Genomic DNA, 21499 nt, shown 5'->3' on the forward strand with positions numbered 1-21499 from the left:
GCGCTCGACTTGCATGTATTAGGCACACCGCCGGCGTTCATCCTGAGCCAGGATCAAACTCTCATATAAAATATAAGAACTTGAATAGCTCTAATTCAAATTAATTAAGCGAATTGACTTCGCAAATGTTTTGCTTCAAATCATTATGATTGAAGACCCTACACATTTGATTCGTCGAAACTTTGTTCAGTTTTCAAAGGTCTACTTTGTTCAACTGCAAAGCTGAACAACATTTAAGATTATATCGCATGCTCATTCTAATGTCAACAATTAATTTCACTTAATTGAATCGCCAAAGATTAAATCATTAATCTCAACAAGCAGCTTAAATAATATATCATGACAACAAATTAATGTCAACATATTATTTCAAATGAATTTACAATCAAATGTAACGTCCATTATATTGTCTCACAGACAACGATAACTAATATACCTTGTTCATCAGTCCACGTCAATAGGAAATTTTAATTTAAAAAGTATGTTTAAAATCATATAAGCAATTAAAAACTTCAATTGCGGCTAAATCAATATCGTCAAAACGAAATCGTTCTCGTGGACGATAGCGTTCAAAAATAAATTCACGGCTTGATTGAATATACGTCACCTCACAAAGAGGAATTCCAAACTGTTCAAAGATTCTTTTCTGTCTATTATTAGAGTGATCAAGCGTCATTGCTTGAAGTCGTTTAATAATTTTTTCTAAATTTGAAGAGTACACCCTTTATCCCTCACATTCATTTTAAATAATGAGGGCGAGAAAATCTTTCTCACCCTCACTCTACTTGAATATATAAAATCCAATTACACAAAAATAAACTTGCTTTCCATTGGAAGCTTCTAAATTATGCTAATCATTCACCATGATTCGATAATCCATAAAATTTATTTACGATGTTGAACTCGATTTGGCTTGACGATTAAAGCAATTATTCCAGCAAACATCCCAAAATAATACGTTAGTAACCGCCAAAGAAGCATTGCTAAAATTAATTTAGTATTTGAATTGACAAAACTAGCGAATAAAACGGAAAAGCTATACTCTGCTCCTCCTGCACCTCCAGGAATTGGAAATAGCGAAATCACCATAAAAATTAACACATGCAAGCTAACCACCATTATGAAATTAATATGATGAACACCTAACGCAAGAAGAATAAAATACGGAATAATGTAGTAGAAAAAGAGCTGGGCAATTGTAACAATGCATACCTTTGCTAACTTACCATATTCCTTTTTCATTTTTAAACTTTCCTGATAGAAAGAATCAATTTTCTCGTTTAAAAGAATTTTCATTCTCTCATATCGCTTGGCTTTCATAAATAACGCAAGCGGTTTAATAAGCAGGTTAGTTGCTTTTTTAGTAAAGTGGTACCAATACATTACCATTAGTAGACCAACAATAACAGCAAGGTGAATTGTAAAGCCAAAGACAACTAATAATGCTAATGCATGAAGCTTTTCTTCAATATAGTGAAACCCAATTAGCAGTGAGATAAGGAAATTTACCACAATCATTGCTTGGAAAACAACAAATTTCATCAGAAGAACTGAACTAGCAATCCCCCCGTCAACACCTGATTGAATCATTGCTACTAACTGTGCAGGCTGTCCGCCAGTTGAAAATGGGGTAATCCCATTAAATAACTGTTCAATTAAAGGTAACCGAAATGAGTCTTTCCAGGTAAAATCTGGATAGCGATCCTTCATGAATATCTTTACCACAACTCCCTCTAAACCAAGGTAAAGACAAATACAAATAACCGCAACGAGCATCCATCCCCAATTAATTGTATTAAATTCCTGAATTAAAACATGAAGATTAATGTCACGTAAGGCGTATACAAAAATCCCCACCCCAATCAGGAGCATCATAGCCAGGACGCCCCAATTACGTCGGCTCATTAATTAGCCTCCTTTGCTTGTTGTCGGTAAAAGCGATCCCAAACCCTTGCAAGGTGCTCTTTCGAGTAACGCTTTGAAGTTTCAACCGCTTGTTTCCGTAAGTAATTCAATCTTTCTGGATTATGGGTAAGCTCTACAAGCTTAGTTTGCATCTCACCGACATCCTTAGCTGGCTCGTAGTCCCCATCAATAATTGAATGATACAAATCAAGATCACGAAGCATCACCGGGGTCCCACAACTAAATGCTTCAAGAACTGACATCGGGAATAGTTCGTTAAATGACGGAAGTAAGAATAAGTCAGCAGCATTATTTAATTCTGCAATCTCTTTTCGACTAACAATACCAGTAAATAGCAAATTTGTTGGTGGATTATCAACGACTTTTTTTAACTCACTGTAACCATCAGTTAATCGACCAAACGAAAAGCCGCCTGCCCACACAAACTGAATATCAGGATTTTGTTGAGCTAGTTTAATAAAATCAGGGACTCCTTTTCGCTCCTGGATCTGACCGCTTCCAAGAACCACGAACTTATCCGCTGGTAAATGATACTTTTGCCGATATTTTTGACGAGTTGACTTGTCAACCGGGAAAAAGTTATCCGAATCAACAAAGTTAGGGATATAAGTTACATGATCACGAGGAATTCCGTATGCTACTAACTTATCAATAAAGGATGGATTAACAACAACCAAGTGATCCATCCTTTTATAAAAGGCGATTACATACCGATAAAAGAGCCCACGAAATGGTTGTGGGATTTGCAGGCTTCCCTCTAAAGTTTCGGGAAGAAAGTGAACGTAGCCGATTTTCCGTCCACGCTTTTTAGAAAACGTTGAGAAATAAAAGGGCAGATCAATCGTGTGGTAATGACTGATCTGACTTTTTCGATATTTATTAATCGCAATGTCAAACTGATCGGCAAAGCGAGTTCTTAAAAGATGAATTAATTCTATGTAAGCACTGCCGACCCCTTGTCCAGCAACCTTATCGGCAGACGAAAACATGGTAATTTTTAACATTGCTTAACTCCTCGATCGATGAAAAAGATTCCGAAGCGTACCCTTTGATTGATCAGATTGCTTCTCAGTCATTGTCTCTTGGCAATCCCGATAAAATTTAAGGATCCGCTGAGCAAATACTTCAGCAGAAATCTCGTGTAACTTTGCATCACGTTTATCTTGTTCTTCAGGTGTCCGTGGATTATTAAGGTAACGGAGAACACCGTTAACAAGATCAATTCGTTTTTGAAAGCTAACCCCAATTGCTGGATCATCAATTAACTCATCGGTATAGTCACTCCTCATTACCACAATCGGTAAATCAGACGCCAACGCTTCATCGTATGTCAATCCCTGTGATTCAGAATCAGACGCCGAAACAAAAACATTTGCCATTTGATAGTAGTGATGAACGTCATCATTATCAACCTGACCCGCAAACTGAACGTGATCAGTCAAATGCAGGTGGCGAACCTGACGTTCCAAAGTTTCTCTTGCAGGTCCATCCCCGACTATCAATAACTGAGCATCAGGCTTTTTAGCTAAGACATCGGGCATTGCTTCAATCAAGGTATGAATATTCTTTTCAAATGCAAGCCGACTTAGCGATAAGAGCACTGGTGTATCTGGTTTATATCCCCACTTGGCACGAAGAGCATCTTTCTCTTCAATGGAATCCCGCTGACCATATACTCGCAAATTAATCCCAGTTGGAATAATCCGAATTGGCGCGTCAACATTATAAGAACGCATCGTCTCTAACACCCGTTCACTCGGTGCTACTACTCCAGAAATATTATGAAGATAAATATGAGCTAACCGACCAACATCCTTTGGCTTCAGAATATGACCATTAGCAATATAATGAAGGTAGTCCTGATACATTGTGTGGTAGGTATGAAGGCAGGGGATGTTTAAGTGATGAGCAACAACCTTGCCCATTACACCTAATGAAAATTCGGTTTGATTATGCACAATATCTAATTGAAGTTTCTCTGCAATCTTGATTGCGCGAAAAGCACCCCGAATCGCAATTCTTCTGTCCGTAAATGACACAAAGGGAATACTTGGAAAACGGTAAATACCATTTTCCTCGTCATCGTCCTTTGCTTTAGGATCCGTTGTGGTAAAAATATATACCTGGTGTCCCTGAGCAATTAGTTCATCACGGAGCGTCTTAATCGACGTCGCAACTCCGCTTACTTGGGGAAAATATGTATCTGTAAAAAGACCTATCTTCAAGCTAATTGCTCCTTTTTTCTTTAATCTCAATTTAAAATAATTGCAAGATCATTATACAAAAGCATTTAACAATCCGCAAAAAGATATCCCAACAATTGTAGACTGTTCAATCAGCAACAACAAGTTTTTTTGACAAATATTAAGATCACTTAAGGATTTATTCGATAATTTTAGGGACCGCCTGACGAATCAATCGTTCAACTTCGGCAGCGGTTACCGCATTAAGAGCTTTATGGACTAACGGTTGTAGTTGGCGAGTATTAAGTTGATTAATTAATGATCGAATATGTAAAATACTACTACTATTCATGGAGAACTCATCTAATCCCATCGCCATTAACAATGGGGTTGCTAATGGGTTACTTGCCATTTCACCGCACATACTTACCCATTTACCTTCAGCGTGAGCAGCATCAATGACTTGCTTAACCAAACGAAGAACAGCCGGATGCAATTCTTGGTAAAGATAGGCGACACGAGGATCTCCCCGGTCAGCTGCAAATAGGTATTGAATTAGATCATTACTGCCAATACTAAAGAAATCGACCTCGCGGGCAAAGACATCTGCCATCACAGCACTTGAGGGAATTTCGAGCATCATTCCAACTTCAATATTATCTGCCACTTGAACGCCTTCATCTAATAGATGTTGCCGCTCTTCATCCAAAATTTTTCGTGCCTGCCAAAATTCTTCAACTGTTGCGATCATCGGAAACATAATTGCAAGACGTCCATATACAGACGAGCGGAGAAGTGCCCGCAACTGTGGACGAAGAATTTCAGGTTTAGCGAGGCCAATTCGAATTGCCCGAAAACCAAGAAACGGGTTATTTTCTTGAGGCAGCTTTAGCATTCCAAGTTTTTTATCGCCACCAATATCAAGCGTGCGGACCACGACTCGTTGTCCCGGCATTTCGGTTAAAATTTGTTTATAAGCCTGTGCTTGCTCTTCTTCCCCGGGAAGCTGTTCACTACCTGCATACAAGAATTCGCTCCGAACAAGACCTATTCCTTCGGCCCCGGTTTGCCGAGCATTGAGGACATCAATTGGTGTTCCAACATTAGCTACAACCTTAAAATGACGGCCATCGGTACTAACAGTTTGCTCATCCTTTAAGGTCCCCCATTCTTGTTGTTCGCGATCGAATTGGGCGGCCAATCGCTGATAATGATCCACTTCTTCCTCTGACGGATTAGCAATAACTTTGCCATGAATCCCATCAACGATCAGTAAATCACCATTTTTTATTATTTTAGTAGCGTTTTCAGTCCCAACAACTGCCGGTAATGATAGAGTTTTACTCATGATTGTAAAATGGGAAGTCCGACTCCCATCATCAGTTACTAGTCCAGCAACAAACCGCCGATCAAATTGGGCGGTATCGGTTGGTGTAATATTTTGGGCTACAAAAATTGCCCGATGATCTAAAAGGTTTGGATTGGGAAGTTCGACCCCCATTAAATGACTAAGCACTCTTTTAGTAACGTCCTTAATTGCCGTTGCTCGTGACGAAAGATAGTCATTATCATTCATTTTTTCAAGGATTTTTAGTTGCTCATCTGCAGTTTTCTTAATTGCCCATTCTGCAGAGAAGTGATCACGATTAACTTTTTTAAGAATTTCAGCATGGAGGGACCGGTCATCTAAAATTGCCAGCTGATCGTCGACAACCGCAGCCGCCCTTTTCCCCAATGACTTATGGGCATGCTGACGAATTGTTCGAACTTCATTCAGCGTTAAAGCAAAAGAATCATGAAGCCGTTTGACCTCATGATTCTCATTTGCTGAATATTGTTGGTTAACAGATAAATCTGGTCCCACTAATAGGTAGGCGGGAGCAATCGCAATTCCACTGCTCGCTGCCAAGCCATTTAAAAGTGTGGACATTAGTCTGTTAGGCCTTCCTTCTTCATTGTTTCAGCAACGGCATCCAAAGCTTCCTTCTCATCGTCACCCTTAGCAGTAATGGTAACTGAAGCATTTTGACCAACACCAAGTGACATAACACCCATGATGGACTTCAAATTAACACTCTTACCTTCGTATGAAAGGGTAACATCAGAGTTATACTTAGAAGCTGCTTGAACCAGGATAGTTGCTGGACGAGCGTGAATACCTGTCTCAGATGTAATTGTAAAATCACGTTTTTTCATAATTAATCATTCTCCTTCGAGCATATTAGCAAATTATCAGTGGCCAGCCCCTGATAATTTCATTGCTTTTATTTTAGCAATTGTAAACTTCAATTACAAGTTCTCTCAACGATTGATTATCGCTTTTTTAATCGATATGTAAGCGTTCCCCCACGATGGGCTTCAGCTTCAATTTGTGTCCGATATTGATAACCATGAAAAACCGGCTGAAACGCTTGAAATTCCTCTGGAGTAATATCAAAATGACTAATCTTTCCCGAATGCAAGTCATCAAGTTCCTGTTGATAATCTCTTTCTGTCATTTAACCACCTCATTAAAGGATCTCTGACTTTTTCGCCACCCTTATTTTAGCATTCATCTGTTAAGAGTGCTAAAATTTAATAGAAAGTTTGACTAATTTTTTCTTAAACCGATTCATTTAGCTTGCAGTCAAACAAAAAGTAAGTATAATTAACATCAATGGTCAGGAAAGGTCAAAGATAATAATTTCCTTTTCGATGGTCGGATCTATTTTATTAAGGGGGTATTTTTTACGGTGCTTTGTCAAAATTGTCATCAGAATCCTGCAACGATCCATTTACAAATGAACCTTAATGGCCAACGAGTTCAACTCGATTTATGTCAAAACTGTTATCAAAAATTACAAAACATGCAAACAAATATGATGAATGGAGGTAACGGAATGAATAATTTCGGTTTTGGAAGCCTCGAAGACTTCATGAATGCCATGAATAATATGCAAAGTCAACAAGCTGCTGGTAATGGAGCTGCTTTTAGCGGTCAAAACCAACGACAAGGTGGCAACGGCGGCCGTGGTAAGGGAATCCTCGGTCAGTATGGTATTAACTTAACTGATCTTGCTCGCCAAGGAAAGATTGATCCAGTTATTGGTCGTGATAACGAAATTAAGCGAGTTATTGAAATCCTTAATCGCCGGACTAAAAATAATCCAGTTCTAATTGGTGAAGCCGGTGTCGGTAAGACTGCTGTCGTTGAAGGTTTAGCTACCGCAATTGTTTCCGGTGAAGTGCCAGAGAAGCTTGCTAACAAGGAAATTATCCGACTTGATGTTGTTTCCCTTGTTCAAGGAACTGGAATCCGGGGACAGTTTGAAAAACGGATGCAACAATTAATGGCAGAAGTTCGGAAGAACAAGAACATCATTCTCTTCATTGATGAGATTCACGAAATCATGGGTGCCGGTAACGCTGAAGGCGGCATGGATGCCGGAAACGTTCTAAAGCCTGCCCTTGCTCGTGGTGATTTCCAGCTCCTTGGTGCTACTACCCTTAACGAATACCGGAAGATTGAAAAAGACGCTGCCCTTGCCCGGCGGTTCCAACCAGTTGAAGTTAATGAACCTTCAGTTGATGAGACAATTCGAATTCTTAACGGAATTAAAGGTCGCTACCAAGATTATCACCACGTTAAGTACACGGACGATGCAATCATTGCAGCCGCTAAACTTTCTGATCGCTACATCCAAGAACGATTCCTTCCCGACAAGGCAATTGACCTGATGGATGAAGCGGGTTCACGGAAGAACCTAACGTTGAAGAATGTTGATCCAAATGCAATCGAAAATGAGATTCACACCGCTGAAGCTCACAAGCAACAAGCAGCAGATAACCAAGACTACGAAAAGGCTGCCTTCTACCGTGATCAGGTAAGCAAACTTGAAAAGGCTAAAAAAGAAGCAGAAGAAAACCATTCTGAAGAATCCGCAACGGTAACCGTTAAGGATATGCAGGAGATTGTTGAAGAAAAAACTAATATTCCTGTCGGCGATCTGCAGAAGCAAGAAGAAAACCAACTTCGGGATCTTGATAAGAAGCTTGACGAACATGTCATTGGTCAAACTGAAGCAGTTGATAAGATTGCGCGGGCAATTCGCCGGAATCGGATTGGCTTAAACAAGTCTGGTCGACCAATTGGGAGTTTCCTCTTTGTTGGACCTACTGGTGTTGGAAAGACCGAAACAGCTAAGCAACTTGCGCTCCAGCTTTTTGGTTCTAAGGATTCAATGATCCGTTTTGACATGTCAGAATACATGGACAAGACATCTACTTCAAAACTTATTGGTGCCGCCCCTGGTTATGTTGGCTATGAAGAAGCTGGTCAATTAACCGAACAAGTTCGTCGTCACCCATATAGCCTAATCTTATTAGACGAAGTGGAAAAGGCTCATCCTGACGTTATGCACATGTTCCTGCAAATTCTTGACGATGGTCGATTAACAGATTCACAAGGACGGACCGTTAGTTTCAAGGACACGATCATTATTATGACTTCTAACGCTGGAACTGGTGATGCTCAAGCTAGTGTTGGTTTTGGTGCTGAATCAACCGGTAGTACTCACTCAATCATTGATAAATTGACCAACTACTTTAAGCCAGAATTCTTGAACCGGTTTGATGACATCGTTCAGTTCAATGCCCTCAGCAAGGATAACTTAATGAAGATTGTTAACCTGATGATCAGTGATGTTAACAAGATGTTGGCTGACCGTGACTTATCAATCACCGTTCCTGAAGATGTTGATGAAAAGTTAGTTGATCTAGGATTTGATCCAAAGATGGGGGCTCGTCCTCTTCGTCGGGTAATTCAAGAACAAATCGAAGATCGGATCGCTGACTATGTTCTTGATCACAATGACGCTCACGAACTTGCCGCACAATTGGATAAAGACGGTAACATTACTGTTGTCGCTGCACAAACTGCAGATAAATAACATTTAAATTATTGATGAAAAGAGGGAGCGTGACAGAAGTCATTTATGACTTCGTTTTCACGCCCCCGCGAGCGCAAATAGGGTTCCAGAGTTCGGTTATACCGGACACTGGAACCCATTTGCGTACCGCGCTGTTCGTATTTGAACTTGGTAAAAGTACTTATGTCACAATTCCTTTAATATTTACTAGTAGTCTCCGAACTTGCAGAGTCTAATCGCGGAAATCCGAATAGGCTCTTGAATGGGTCAATTTCTAGCTTTTTTCTATCTTTACACTTTGTTAACCTGTTCATCACAGAGGTTTCACCTTATCAATGCTATAATAAAGAGTAAATATAGTTGACGGGGTGAAAAGGATGGAAGATAAGTTCAAAACAGGAAACCCAATTTGGGTCTACTACACAAATATTGATACTGGAGAAAATCTGGTTGTCCCCCAACTTTTACGGGGATTTCTCGGAGAAAGGTATTCTGTTGAAAAGAAGCAATTCGACGGTTACCAATTTATCAAAAATGAGGGTGAATTAACCGGAAAATTTGATGATCAACCACATAGCATTCACGTTTATTACCGGAATAAAAACTGGGGTGAAGTAGAATCGATCGAAATGTATCTTCACCTCAATGCGGTTACTGCGGTATATGATATGCCAAATGGGATGCAAGTCGGCACGCCCTTCCCGGACGATATTGTTCTGAAAGCCTTTCACCGTGTTGCAACGAAATCAGGCGAATTTTGGTACGAAATTGGTAGCGACCAGTGGGTAAAATATGACAAGATGACAATTGTGGATAACCCGTTTAAAACTGAAGATGAGGATTTCCAATCTAAGCTTGCCGATAATATGGCAGTAATTCCAATGAAGAAAACCAAGGCAGTGATTGACTACCTTCCAGGAAAAGCAATTGATGCTTTTGATAAACCATATGGCGATAAAGTTAGCGAAATTAAGGATGGTCAAGAAATCACAATTACTGGTAAGATGAGTGATAATGATGAGATCATCTGGTATAAACTTGGTAATGGAACATTTATTACCGGTAATTACGTCAAATTGGAGGATCAAAATGAAGACTAATCAGCAAACCATCGCGGTTATCGGTGTTGGTAATATGGGGACTGCAATTATCAAGGGACTTATAAATACAAGACAGTTTAAGATTATTGGTGAAAATCCAACTAACCCTCGTGTTACCTCTCTCGGGCAAGAACTTGGCTTTACCGTTGTTAATAATAATCTTGATGTCGTCAAAGCTAACCCTGACTTTGTTGTCCTTACTACCCCCGCACCGATTACTCTGAAAATTGCTCAAGAACTAAGCCAACTTCCCGCCTCAACAACCGTTATTTCAGCAGCTGCTGGTGTTTCATTGCAGAAATTACAATCAGTAATTGCCGATGCTACTGTAGCTGCAATGATTCCAAATACCCCGGTCGCTGTTAATGCCGGGACAATCGGACTTACTCTCCCTGAAGAAATTCCTGAAGAAAATGCAAACAAAATTATTACCTTTCTTGAACTATTAGGGGATGTGATTCCCGTTAGCGAGGAGCAACTGGAGATTGTTGGCGTTATTGGTGGTTGCGGTCCAGCATTTGTCGATGTTTTCATGGATGCCATGAGTGATGGCGCCGTAGCAAACGGCATGGGACGACAAACAGCTTATCGGTTAATTTCCAGCATGGTTAAAGGTACCGGTAAACTAGCATTTGATACTAAAAAGCTCCCTGCTGAACTCCGTGATCAGGTTACTTCGCCAGCTGGCACGACAATTAAGGGTGTACTGGCCTTGGAAAAGAACCGGTTCCGCTATGCTGTAATTGATGCGATTAATAAAGCAGCTGGAAAATAAAAAACGTCAATAATTTTAAAACAGTAATCCCGTCACTAACCTGCTAAATGGTTAATGACGGGATTGTTTATGTTTGGGGCTAAATAATTGTCGAGAAATTGTTAGCTTTCCGCAAGTTCTCGGCAACATAGCTAAGATCTGCTCGCCCTAACCTTCCTTGAGCTAACGACCTCCACCTCCGACGACGAAACGTCGTTCGGTGGAGAAATCGTTAGCCACCGAAAGGTTTTAACGGGATCGCACTCTTTAATTATTTACCTCATCCTCACCTTCGGGACTTTGCGGGTAGTCAAGGTCAGCGTAATGGTGGTTAGCTTGTTTTTGGGCTGTTGATTGACTGGTGTAAAAGACATTATCAGTTGTTACATTATCTCCGTTAGCTGAAACAATAACCGGTGTCTGTTTACCGTTAATAGTTTCATGATGCAGGAGGTAGAACTGTCCCTTATTCTCAGTATCACACCATCCACGAATATTTAACCAATTTTGATTATGAGCATTAACAAACTTTGCACTCTGCCAAGTCTGAGTTTGCTTTTGAACTGATTTGTTCTTTGCATCTGGACTTGAAAGGAAGTCAGGATATTGCTTATATAACCATGACTTAGTTGAATTATTATTCGTAGAGATAGTAATTGTATGCTCACGAATCGTTAGTACAGTTTGCTGGTTGCCATCAGCAGAGTACCAAACGCCCCGCATTGACTTTGGAGTGGTAAAGACTGCCTGACGACCGAATTCATGGTTTGCAGCATCATTCCGTCCTGAGCGTTCGTCATATACCTTGCTTTGCTTTGTCAGTTTTTGAACCTTACTTGCTTGACTGTGCTGGTTAATGTAGTAAACCATATCATTTTGGCTAACCGTTCCCAGCTTCCTCGCTTTTTGGCCCTTCTTAACATTTTCATAGATGTTAATACTACCATCATCATTTAATGTGTAGGCAACATCAGCAGAATTCTTTTCTGGTGTCGCGTTATAAAGGATTCCGGAACCATCTTCACCGGTAGCTCCAGGATTATCCAATCGGTAATCACTCGTATCGTAAAGGTTTGTCCGTAGTCCACTGTTTTTCGCGCTATTAGCAACCTTGGCCCATTCACCACCGTATTTCTTACTACTGTAAATCGTTACTAAGCTACTAACCTCTTGTGGTGGCATATTTGTTGAATCAAGGTTTACTTTTTGATTATTAGTGATTGCAGAGCTTCCTGATGAACCCGATGAAGAATTAGAATTTGCTGACTGAGCACCGCAGCCCGCCAACAATAACGCCAAACCAACAACAGATAATTTTCCTATTAATTGCTTATTAACCACGTTTAACACTCCAATCCTCTTTTTTCACGATAATAACCAATCAAAAACATAATGATAATTATCAATTGATTTATTATACATCACTATTTATACGCCTATATCTTAACCTTTTACAGCATAAAAAAGCAACTAATAACCTTTCGTATAATTAAATTATTTATATAAAATAAGCCACAGCGTCAAATATTAGGCACTGTGACTTATTTCTGTATTGTTTGATGTTGTGAGGAGCCACAAACGCAAGCAAGTTCTCTGCTGGCTCACACTCTCTTTCCTTAGTCCCTTCTCAATTGCATTTTATCGTTAAAGAACTTAGAAAGAAGAACAACAATAACCATGGTAACTCCCCAAATAATCCACCAAGTACTTGAAGAACCAAGAATTGTCCAAAGAGCACTACTAGGACCGATCCATTCATTATGCTGATAGTCAATATTAAGACTCATCATTACCCTAACAAGTGCAACTAAGAAAAGAATAAATAGGATTGGTAAACCAATACCAACAATCCACTTCCAGGTCCGATTAAGCAAGCCAAAGCCATTACCAATCATTTGAAGAATCAATACGCTAGAAAGAAGTACTAATAGTTGCATCCCCATCGCTTGCCAACTTGCTAACGGGTGCTCAAACAAATTTAGTAAGTTATTAACCACCCAAACTCCGATAGTGGCAAGAACCAAGGCAATCAGCCGCCCCCACCAAAGAGTCTTTCGTGAAATTCCATTTTGAATTGTCCACTTAAAATCATCATAAGCAGTGATTAAGAAATAACCGAGTAAAATCATTGTAAATACTGGCGGTAATACTCCTGGAATTCCTTGCAAGCTAACAAGAAATGAATCAATACGATGATCAATTAGCAATTCAACAAGATATCCCAAAAAGACTACTCCGACAGCCCAAACAGCAGCAACAGCTAAAGCCCAACCAAGGCGATGGAAAACATTGGTAATTACTAATCGTTGTTCATGACTAAGCATCTTTTTGTTGACCCCCATTCGTTAAGTAGATAAATAAGTGCTGTAAATCATAATGTCCAACCTGAACTTGATCAGGAAGGATCCGATCTTCTGGCAACTGGTCAAAGACATGAGCCGTGCGGATATTTCCCAAGTCAGTTGTTGAAAGGACGTTCAACCCTTCAGTGTACTGATCAACTAACTTTGCAGGACCAGAAATATCGTACGCCCGGTCCAACAAACTCTGAACATTGGCATCCTCAAGAACTCGATGATGATCAATTAGAATCACGTGTTCAACCAGCTGTTGAATTTCATCAATTAAGTGGGTTGAGAGAACAATCGTCCGTGGCCGCTTTTGATATGACTTAATTAATTCTTGATAGAAGATTTCACGGTGGTTAGCATCTAATCCTAATACCGGTTCATCAAGAAAAATATAATCAGCATCAACGTTTAGTGCCAAGCTAATCTTAGCAGCGGTTTTCTGACCAGTAGAAAGTTTGGCAAATTTTTGATTACCTTCAAGTTCAAACCGCTTAAGCATTTGTTCAGCATTTTGATAATCAAAATTGCCGTACGCACCGTCAGCAAGGTCAAACATTTGGTTAATCTTAACTTGTTTATAGTAAAGATTATCTTCTCCAATAAGGAAAACCTGATCCAAAGTTTGATCAGTGTTAACTTCCTGATCGCCTAGCTTAATCGAACCAGATGTTGGAAAAATCCGGTTACTGATTAAGTTTAAGAGGGTCGATTTTCCCGCCCCGTTTCGACCGAGCAAACCATAAATTTTTGCCGGCTCTAAAGTAAATGAAACATCATCAAGAATTACCCGGCGACCAAATTTCTTTGATAAATGACTAATCTTTAATTGTTCCATCATGCTCACCCCGCTCAATTAATTCGACTAAATGTTGCTTATTAATTCCTAATTTATGTGCTTCCACAAGGAGAGTTTTGACATAATCCTTATAGAAATTTTCTTTACGCTCTTCCATAATCTTTTGTCGAGCCCCCGTTCGTACAAACATTCCGCGTCCACGGTGCTTTTCAATCAACCCCGCATCAACCAGGATATTCATCCCTTTCAAAACCGTTGCTGGATTAATATGTAATTGCTGGGAAAGCTGGGTAGTTGATGGTACCTGGCTCCCTTCATCAAAGCCACCGGTAAAAATCATTTCTTCCAATTGACTTGCGATTTGTTGGTATAACGGTGTTGACTCGTTAAAGTGAAATTGCAAAAGATCATCTCCTTAACAGCCAATTAGTTATATGGTTAATTGCTTATGTAACTAACTATATAGGATCATAAAGATTTTTGCAAGCTTAAATAAAAAATAGTTTAAATTACATTTTTAGCCGTTCTTTATATATAGGAGTCTTTCCGAATATAATTGATTGGAGTTTTTTATGTCTTACTCACCAGAAACAAATAGTTCAATAATTGCTAATATTATGGAGCGTTGGCAAAAGATGACAATTACTAGTGATCCAATGTTTGGGATGGTAATGGAGAATAAGAAAATTTGTCTTGAGCTAATTCGACGGGCACTGCCACGACTAAAAGTTAACGAAATCGTTCACCTTACTACTCAGAAAGATATCAATGTGTTTGCCAGTCGTAAGGTCCGTTATGACGTGTATGTTCGTGATGATCACGGTCGGATTATTGTTATCGAGATGCAAGTAGCTAATAAGGGAAACCTTCCCTTACGACTACGTTATTATCAAGAGCAAATCGATCATGGATTAATTCGTCCCGGTGATAACTACCGTACCTTAACCCGTCACCCCACTTACGTAATTATGTTTTGTGATTTTGACTATTTTGGTCGGGGATGGGCAAGTTATGCCTTTGAACACCGTTGCCTTCGTGACCTATCTCTAGAACTAGGTGATCGACGTAAAATAATTATTTTTAACGCGATGGCTAAAAAATTTACCACTGAAGAAAAACCAATTAAAAGTTTTCTTGACCTCATGCGTAAGCGGGTAGACAATAATGATAGATTTATCACCCAGATTCAAAATGAAATTACCAAGGTTAAGCAGGATCCAGAAAGGAGAGCTGGTTTTATGAAATTTGAACTCGATTTAATGGATGCTAAGAGAGAAGCTCATGAAAAAGGTTTGGAAGAAGGCCTAAAAGAGGGTCAATCAGTAGCTAATAATAAGGCAATTAAAGAATTTGTGATTAATTTCAAAGAACTTGGCCTTGATACCCAGGATATCAAGCAACGCTTAATGAGATCATTCAACTTAACTGCTGAACAGGCTACCCAAGCGGTACAGAACAAGTAGTTTCCATTCTTTAAAACCTAAAAATCCTGTAGGCGTATTATAAAGTACCTACAGGATTTTTTAGATCTATTAATAAAACATTAAAAAAAGCTATTATTCTCCCTGTTCATCCTTCACCGGATGCTCAATCCGATAAATATCAAACATGTATTCAACGACAGTCTTCAGAACTGCATAGAATGGAATACAAAGAATCATCCCGGCAATTCCGGCAATGTGCCCCGCAGCAAGTAAGAGGACAATGATTGTTAGCGGATGAATCTTAAGGGTCTTACCGATAATATTTGGATAGATAATATTACCATCAACCTGTTGAACAATCAAAACAACGACAATTACCCAAATTAATTTATCCGGGGCCATTGTCAATGAAACAAATAGTGCCGGGGCAATCCCGATATATGGACCAACATAGGGGATGATGTTGCACAAACCAGCGACAACCCCCAGGACAAGTGCTAGTGGTTCGTGAATAATCAGATAACCAATCGAAGTAAAGACGCCGACGAAGAGACATTCAATCACTTGTCCGGCAATGTATGACGACAAGGTGTTGTTCATCTTACCAAGTAACTGGTTAACTTCCTTAGCATGGTGTGGTGAAAGCCACTTTTGAATGGCAGGAACTAGTTTTGAACCATCCTTTAACATGTAGAAAAGCATCACCGGAACCGTAATGGTAACAACGGTAATGTTAGTAACCATTCCAATAATATCGCCAACCCGTTCAGAGAGTCCTTTCAAGATCTTTTGCGCATAAGCGGCTAACTGATGATCAAATTGACGATAATAGGCGTTGAGATCCACATGTTTCAATGGGGAATGCTTAATCGTATCATTCATGAGGTTTTGCAAACCACTAACTGTTTGCGGCAAGTGATTGACCAATTGGCTAATTTCTTTTACCACTGGCGGAATCAATGCAGAAATCCCCCAAACAATAATCAGAATTAGCAAGACGACAATCAATAAACTAGCTATACCACGATTTATGCGGAACTTGCCAATCTTAATCTTCACAATTAAGTTTAAGATTGGATTCAGCATGTAGTATAAGAATCCTGATAGCAGCAGTGGAACAAAAACTACTGATAGGAATGTCCAAAACGGCTTAAAAATAAACTGAATTTTGGTACAAACAAATATTAGTGTCGCAATTGTCAAAAAAACGATCGGCCAAAACAGCCAATGATAAAATTTTTCTCGATTCATTATCATAATCCTAACATTTACAAAATAAAAGGACACCTCGTAAAATCAGGTGCCACAACATCCCCTCTACCATACACTAAGGATGTTTGATTGTAAATGAGAAAAATAATTCATTCCTTTCTATTAGCACTCTTAACCTTGAAATTCGTATCTGTAGTACTACTTACTTCATTGTTTTAACAACATAGTGCTTACCTGCCGTGACATCGTATTGAACAAGGCGGTAATCATGAAGTAGTGCTTTTTGCTTTTTCGTTAGCTGGTTTTCTTTAAGGATCTTTCCTTTTTGCGTGATAAAGCGACTGTTACTATTGTAAGCATTCACATTACCGCTTGCCTGAACATCTTCGGTAATCACCGGCAGCTGTTCGTAGACTCGTGTCAGCAAGGCCTGATACCAGTTAACCTTAGAGTTGGTTTGCTTAGCTGCCATCGCAATAAAATCGTTGGGCGCAACGTAAGCTGTCTTCTGCTTATAGTTTCGCGCACCATGTTCTCGTGCATACCGATTAGAATAAATGAAATAATCTGTTTCATGAAGTTTGAGCCCATCCTTAGTCATCTCATTACCGTAGATTCCTGGTAAGTGATCCCCATAAAAGACAACCGTAATCGGCTTTTTAATTTGGTCAATTGCAGTAATGAATTGTTTCATCGCTTCATCAGTATGGTGGATCCCAGTAGCAAAACCATTTACCGACGACTTATCAGTACCGGCAGAAACCTTTGTCGCCTGATATTTATTAATTTCATTGTAAAAGTGCTGATTATATGGGAAGTGATTCTGCATTGTTACCAGATTAATGAACCGACCACCATGATAATTCGTTAATTGATCTAACACATTCTGGTAGGAAGTTTGATCAGAAAGGTATGGACTACGATCGATCTTTTTCTGATGACGAATTGGGTACTTACTTCCCAAATAGAGGAAGCGATCAATTCCAAATTTTCGGTAAACCTCGGTACGGTTATAAAAGGCACCGTTGTAGGGATGGATTGCGATTGCTGACTTAAATTGCTGAGCGATTGATGGATTGTTTTTCAAATTATTAACTAATTGAGTATACGGTGTTGGCAAAGTTGGTGAAAAATTAGTTAACGCGAATCCGGTCAATGCCATGTACTCCATATTGGCTGTTCCACCACCATAGCCTGAACTGATCATTAAGCCACCAGTATTTTGCTTACTGAGCTTAGTGATGTATGGTACGGGATTACTCTTCAATTGCACCCCAGGAACTCGTTGAGGATTAGCAAAGCTTTCACTCAAATTAAAAATAATCGTTTGCTTGCTAAACGAGTTTGTCCGCTGACGGTTAATCTGTTGAGCATCCAAGTGGTACTTATGAACAATCGCTGTCATTGTCTGTTGAGAATACCCGGCAGGCTTGACCATTACCGTAACGTCGATGTTATTCATAAACTGAAGTAACGGCCCATTAATTCTTGCACCACTTAACTGGTTATAAAACATCGGCTGATCATCAATTGAGGCCATCAAGTTATTAAAGGGAGTATTTTGATGGTTCCATAAAAAAGCTGTCGCAAATAAGCATGGTGCAAGGAGGACAAATAGCAACCGTTGTGTTCCCCCCCCACTGCGTTTCTTAGGGGATGGGTCTTTTCTAGCCAAACAGTTACTGCAATCAAAATCACTAAAGTTACCAGGGCAACTATCCAAACTACCCCGTCAACCATACCAAATAAGTTTTTAGCGACCCGCACCATTGCTAGGTCTGCAGGAAGAATTGGTTCATTCCGGGCAACGATCTTTTCGTGATTAGCCACAATAAAGGCCGCACTGATTGCAATAACACTAATCAACCCAACCCAGTAACGATTAGTCAAGGCTTGAATAAACTTAATAACCGCAAAAATCAAGAATGCTGTAAAGAGTAATAGTAGTTCCCGTTGACCAAAAGTGTAGGCAAAAATATTGTAAGTTGCGTCAACGTTGGGACTTACGGAAAAGCCGTCATTCATTAACAGCATCGAAAGGGCCGCAATTAGGTAGGAGATCATCCCCAAACTAATATTGGGCATCCAAGCGTAAAGTTGCTTTTTTATTAATTGCAGCTGAACTTCAGCTGGTCGACTAGTGAAACTGTTAATTCGTTGAAGACGACGCTTAGCAAAATCCCCCGTTGATAACCCGCGCCAAATGTAGGCACATGCCAAAGCAAAAAGGAGAAAAGTAATTGTAATTATTCCCGCTTTCAAACTACCATAAGCATTGTGAAGCTTGACCGTTAATTGAACGCTTGCTAATAATGCTGTATTCTCAATCAACGTTAAATAAGAGTACAACGAGCGCCAATTGGGTTGACGTAAATGCCTTAATGTCAATTTGACAATTCCGTAAGCAGCTAGAATGGTAAAAATATTGGTCGGCGTTGTAAAGCGACTCACCGTTTGCCCGTCAATACTCATAAATGGCATGATCCCTTGAAGGACAACCATACTCAATAAACTTGAACAAGTAATTAGAAACCATTTTTGTTGGCGGCTCTCCTGCTTAATGTTGGCACCAAGAACAAACAGTAAGGCATAAAATAACGTTAAATGATCACTCGTCCATCCCCAAATATTCGGTGTCCAAAAGAGCGGGACGATCATAAGAAGCCAAATACCAATCAAAGTCGGCCGGCGCCAAGCAAATTTTTGATCGTTAATCACTGCAGTCAGAATTAACCCCAGCAAGCTCCCGAAGATCAGTGGATAAGTGTTCCGTAACAATGGAAAGACTGCATTAAAAAAGTCGGTATGAAAGACTGTGACCTTTGCTAGTTGGTTGGTACTAAATGCCACTAACATACTAGCCAAAATACCCAAGACTAACGTATTCAGCCACGCCTTAATGATTGTTGACTCACGATGACTCTTTTGTGATAGGAAATACCCTAACAGTAAAATCAGAATGTCAGGGCCAAGCAATGTTAAGCCTTTTAAGACTTCATACGCACTGGTGTGGAGACTGGCATTACTGTAACTCGCTATATGTGGTCCAAGTTGCCAATATACCTGAGCAATTCCCACCCAGAGCATCAGCGCAACCCAGAGTAAATTACTTTTTAATCGACGCATGATTTTCTCCCCTAAAATAATATCTTCCCTATTTTAATATAGACGGTGGGGAGATGCAAAAATAGTATACAAAAGACCTGTAATAGCAACACTAAATGCTGTTATTATAGGTCTTTTCATGGTTATAAATGCTAACTAGAGTCGCTGAGTATTGGTACGACAGCATTAGACTCTAGATGTGTTAAAAGCATGGTCAGAAATTTTATTCAAATAGCATCGTTATGGGATTCTTGAGCAAATTTAAATTATCTTCAATTTCCTTAATGTACCTATTTAATAGCTATATATAACTATGTAAGTGTCAATTTAACATCCACTATTCAGAACTATTTACTACCCAAGTTGCCAGCTTAGTACCTGCTATTTACAGCTATATATCTTACTATTTACTTTAGTGTAGTAAGTATTAGGCGAAGTGGGAGATGAAGCATGACGTTTTAGAAGGCCCATCTCTGTCAACTTACTCAATGATTTTCTTGCAGTTACCGAATGTAACTTAGGGTTAGTTCGGTATAGGCATTGGTAGCAACATATTCTGGATCGTCAAGGAAATATTCTTCCATATTTTATCCGATCAACACCTTCATCAAACTCCCTAACCAAATCAAACTAATTTTGTTTCAATTTATATTTTGTTGCTCTTGCTTCACCAATCTTGATTACCTTATCATCAGTGCGCAATTTCTTAATAGCACGACGAATTGTAATCTCACTATATTGCGGAATCATATTAGTGAGTTCTTTAATAGAAAGTGGCCTTAATGTCTGTCTCATAGTTTTCAATACCAACTTGTCTACTGGTAAATCTGATTGATTAACCATATTTAATCGTTCATTAAATTCTCGATAATCTTTCAAAACAATTCCTAAAAAATAATCCAAAAATGGTAAATAACTATTGCTATTACTTGTCCAACCGTTGGAACTTTCTTTAAGAACTTGGTAGTATGCAGACTTTGGTTCCTCAATTGATTTTTCAATACTAATGTATTTTCCAACATCAAATCCCGCCTTATACATGGTTAAAAGCATTAGCAGTCTTGACATTCTTCCGTTTCCATCCCGGAACGGATGAATAGATACAAAATCAAAAATAAAAGCTCCGGATAATAATGGTGAAATTTCTCCCAATTCGATTCCTTGATTATAAGCATCACACAAATTCCAAACTAATTCCGGAGTAAGATATGCTGCTGGCGGATTAAATCTAACCTCTTGTGTACCATCAGAATACTTAGTTATTATCTGATTATTACTATCCTTAAAGTTTCCACCCCAAGTACTCCCTGTATATGCAAAAAGTCGCTTGTGCATCTCTAAGATTGAATTAACTGTAATTGGAATATAATCATATTGTTCATGTATTAGCTTAAGTACATCTCGATAGCCAGAAATTTCTCTCTCATTTCGATTTTTAGGCTGTGTTTTGTTCATCATAATCTGATTCATCCGTTGACTTGTTGTATAGATTCCCTCAATTCTGTTAGATGAACTTGTACTTTGGATTTTAGCCACTTCTATTAACCTATCCAAAGTGTCCTGATAGTTTGTTTCATAACTATCAGTTTTCCCCCCTCAAATTATAAATTTGATTTAATTTGTTTGGCAGATTGTAAAATTTAAGTTGAACATTTAAGTAGACAGAAAAACCCATCAAGGTCTTTAATGGTGTTACCACAACATTCCATTAGAAAGAAGGACCTTAATGGGCACCACTATT

19 protein-coding genes and 1 rRNA gene are annotated in these 21499 nt (G+C 39.2%); 4 read left to right on the plus strand and 16 right to left on the minus strand.

The window, feature by feature from the left end; all coding sequences use genetic code 11:
* The 8 genes from HUK49_RS08850 to HUK49_RS08885 form a co-directional block, all read right to left on the minus strand.
* Positions 1–69: ribosomal RNA gene (locus HUK49_RS08850) — 16S ribosomal RNA — on the minus strand; the annotation flags it as partial.
* A 403-nt stretch (positions 70–472) separates the two neighbouring features.
* Positions 473–721: a YkuJ family protein gene (locus HUK49_RS08855; protein WP_191913449.1), complete on the minus strand. Its 249-nt coding sequence runs from the start codon at positions 719–721 to the stop codon at positions 473–475.
* Positions 722–885: 164 nt separating this feature from the next.
* The gene (locus HUK49_RS08860; protein ID WP_191913450.1) at positions 886–1905 is read right to left on the minus strand and encodes a lysylphosphatidylglycerol synthase transmembrane domain-containing protein; all 1020 of its coding nucleotides are present in this window, start codon (positions 1903–1905) and stop codon (positions 886–888) included.
* Positions 1905–2930, minus strand: a complete 1026-nt coding sequence (locus HUK49_RS08865) for a glycosyltransferase family 4 protein (protein WP_102168411.1) — start codon at positions 2928–2930, stop codon at positions 1905–1907. The genes HUK49_RS08860 and HUK49_RS08865 overlap by 1 nt, the downstream gene beginning before the upstream one ends.
* A gap of 3 nt (positions 2931–2933) precedes the next feature.
* Positions 2934–4151 (minus strand): glycosyltransferase family 4 protein, encoded by a 1218-nt coding sequence (locus HUK49_RS08870; RefSeq protein WP_191913451.1) that lies wholly within the window; start codon positions 4149–4151, stop codon positions 2934–2936.
* Positions 4152–4308: 157 nt separating this feature from the next.
* Positions 4309–6039 (minus strand): phosphoenolpyruvate--protein phosphotransferase, encoded by a 1731-nt coding sequence (gene ptsP / locus HUK49_RS08875; protein ID WP_191913452.1) that lies wholly within the window; start codon positions 6037–6039, stop codon positions 4309–4311.
* Positions 6039–6305 (minus strand): phosphocarrier protein HPr, encoded by a 267-nt coding sequence (locus HUK49_RS08880; RefSeq protein ID WP_191913453.1) that lies wholly within the window; start codon positions 6303–6305, stop codon positions 6039–6041. Before HUK49_RS08880 ends, ptsP begins: the two co-directional genes overlap by 1 nt.
* A gap of 116 nt (positions 6306–6421) precedes the next feature.
* Positions 6422–6607 carry a hypothetical protein gene (locus HUK49_RS08885; RefSeq protein WP_191913454.1) on the minus strand — a complete coding sequence of 62 codons (186 nt, stop codon included), beginning with the start codon at positions 6605–6607 and terminating at the stop codon, positions 6422–6424.
* A gap of 234 nt (positions 6608–6841) precedes the next feature.
* On the opposite strand from HUK49_RS08885, the gene HUK49_RS08890 reads away from it, so the two are divergent.
* The 3 genes from HUK49_RS08890 to proC all read left to right on the plus strand — a co-directional run bounded on the left by HUK49_RS08890 (position 6842) and on the right by proC (position 10891).
* The gene (locus tag HUK49_RS08890) at positions 6842–9037 is read left to right on the plus strand and encodes an ATP-dependent Clp protease ATP-binding subunit (protein ID WP_191913455.1); all 2196 of its coding nucleotides are present in this window, start codon (positions 6842–6844) and stop codon (positions 9035–9037) included.
* A gap of 356 nt (positions 9038–9393) precedes the next feature.
* Positions 9394–10116, plus strand: a complete 723-nt coding sequence (locus HUK49_RS08895; RefSeq protein WP_191913456.1) for a MucBP domain-containing protein — start codon at positions 9394–9396, stop codon at positions 10114–10116.
* Positions 10106–10891 (plus strand): pyrroline-5-carboxylate reductase, encoded by a 786-nt coding sequence (proC, locus tag HUK49_RS08900; protein WP_191913457.1) that lies wholly within the window; start codon positions 10106–10108, stop codon positions 10889–10891. Before HUK49_RS08895 ends, proC begins: the two co-directional genes overlap by 11 nt.
* Positions 10892–11137: 246 nt before the next feature.
* Here the strand turns inward: proC and HUK49_RS08905 are convergent, their stop codons facing one another.
* From HUK49_RS08905 to HUK49_RS08920, 4 genes are all read right to left on the minus strand, one after another.
* Positions 11138–12211 (minus strand): hypothetical protein, encoded by a 1074-nt coding sequence (locus tag HUK49_RS08905; RefSeq protein WP_191913458.1) that lies wholly within the window; start codon positions 12209–12211, stop codon positions 11138–11140.
* 275 nt (positions 12212–12486) lie between these two features.
* Positions 12487–13194 carry a hypothetical protein gene (locus HUK49_RS08910; protein ID WP_191913459.1) on the minus strand — a complete coding sequence of 236 codons (708 nt, stop codon included), beginning with the start codon at positions 13192–13194 and terminating at the stop codon, positions 12487–12489.
* Positions 13187–14059: an ABC transporter ATP-binding protein gene (locus HUK49_RS08915; protein WP_191913460.1), complete on the minus strand. Its 873-nt coding sequence runs from the start codon at positions 14057–14059 to the stop codon at positions 13187–13189. Before HUK49_RS08915 ends, HUK49_RS08910 begins: the two co-directional genes overlap by 8 nt.
* Positions 14037–14420, minus strand: a complete 384-nt coding sequence (locus tag HUK49_RS08920; RefSeq protein WP_191913461.1) for a GntR family transcriptional regulator — start codon at positions 14418–14420, stop codon at positions 14037–14039. The genes HUK49_RS08915 and HUK49_RS08920 overlap by 23 nt, the downstream gene beginning before the upstream one ends.
* Positions 14421–14589: 169 nt before the next feature.
* Here HUK49_RS08920 and HUK49_RS08925 point away from each other — a divergent pair, with 169 nt between their 5' ends.
* Complete coding sequence (locus HUK49_RS08925; protein WP_219721726.1) at positions 14590–15480, plus strand: Rpn family recombination-promoting nuclease/putative transposase; 891 nt, start codon at positions 14590–14592, stop codon at positions 15478–15480.
* 93 nt (positions 15481–15573) lie between these two features.
* Here HUK49_RS08925 and HUK49_RS08930 read toward each other — a convergent pair whose 3' ends face one another.
* From HUK49_RS08930 to HUK49_RS08945, 4 genes are all read right to left on the minus strand, one after another.
* Positions 15574–16692, minus strand: coding sequence for an AI-2E family transporter (locus HUK49_RS08930; RefSeq protein WP_191913462.1), 1119 nt, complete (start codon positions 16690–16692; stop codon positions 15574–15576).
* A 163-nt stretch (positions 16693–16855) separates the two neighbouring features.
* Positions 16856–18274, minus strand: coding sequence for an LTA synthase family protein (locus tag HUK49_RS08935; RefSeq protein WP_235981086.1), 1419 nt, complete (start codon positions 18272–18274; stop codon positions 16856–16858).
* Positions 18193–19779 carry a hypothetical protein gene (locus HUK49_RS08940; protein WP_191913463.1) on the minus strand — a complete coding sequence of 529 codons (1587 nt, stop codon included), beginning with the start codon at positions 19777–19779 and terminating at the stop codon, positions 18193–18195. The genes HUK49_RS08935 and HUK49_RS08940 overlap by 82 nt, the downstream gene beginning before the upstream one ends.
* Before the next feature lie 609 nt (positions 19780–20388).
* Positions 20389–21216: a Fic family protein gene (locus tag HUK49_RS08945; RefSeq protein ID WP_326515976.1), complete on the minus strand. Its 828-nt coding sequence runs from the start codon at positions 21214–21216 to the stop codon at positions 20389–20391.
* Positions 21217–21499: the final 283 nt, after the last annotated feature.

The organism is Limosilactobacillus portuensis (assembly GCF_014838735.1).
Taxonomy (GTDB): domain Bacteria; phylum Bacillota; class Bacilli; order Lactobacillales; family Lactobacillaceae; genus Limosilactobacillus; species Limosilactobacillus portuensis.

Excerpts from the sequence above, each read along its gene's own strand:
- HUK49_RS08860 (WP_191913450.1), bottom strand. The coding sequence starts at position 1,905 with ATGAGCCGACGTAATTGGGGCGTCCTGGCTATGATGCTCCTGATTGGG.
- HUK49_RS08865 (WP_102168411.1), bottom strand. The coding sequence starts at position 2,930 with ATGTTAAAAATTACCATGTTTTCGTCTGCCGATAAGGTTGCTGGACAA.
- ptsP (WP_191913452.1), bottom strand. The coding sequence starts at position 6,039 with ATGTCCACACTTTTAAATGGCTTGGCAGCGAGCAGTGGAATTGCGATT.
- HUK49_RS08880 (WP_191913453.1), bottom strand. The coding sequence starts at position 6,305 with ATGAAAAAACGTGATTTTACAATTACATCTGAGACAGGTATTCACGCT.
- HUK49_RS08885 (WP_191913454.1), bottom strand. The coding sequence starts at position 6,607 with ATGACAGAAAGAGATTATCAACAGGAACTTGATGACTTGCATTCGGGA.
- HUK49_RS08895 (WP_191913456.1), top strand. The coding sequence starts at position 9,394 with ATGGAAGATAAGTTCAAAACAGGAAACCCAATTTGGGTCTACTACACA.
- proC (WP_191913457.1), top strand. The coding sequence starts at position 10,106 with ATGAAGACTAATCAGCAAACCATCGCGGTTATCGGTGTTGGTAATATG.
- HUK49_RS08910 (WP_191913459.1), bottom strand. The coding sequence starts at position 13,194 with ATGCTTAGTCATGAACAACGATTAGTAATTACCAATGTTTTCCATCGC.
- HUK49_RS08915 (WP_191913460.1), bottom strand. The coding sequence starts at position 14,059 with ATGATGGAACAATTAAAGATTAGTCATTTATCAAAGAAATTTGGTCGC.
- HUK49_RS08925 (WP_219721726.1), top strand. The coding sequence starts at position 14,590 with ATGTCTTACTCACCAGAAACAAATAGTTCAATAATTGCTAATATTATG.
- HUK49_RS08930 (WP_191913462.1), bottom strand. The coding sequence starts at position 16,692 with ATGAATCGAGAAAAATTTTATCATTGGCTGTTTTGGCCGATCGTTTTT.
- HUK49_RS08940 (WP_191913463.1), bottom strand. The coding sequence starts at position 19,779 with ATGCGTCGATTAAAAAGTAATTTACTCTGGGTTGCGCTGATGCTCTGG.
- HUK49_RS08945 (WP_326515976.1), bottom strand. The coding sequence starts at position 21,216 with ATGATGAACAAAACACAGCCTAAAAATCGAAATGAGAGAGAAATTTCT.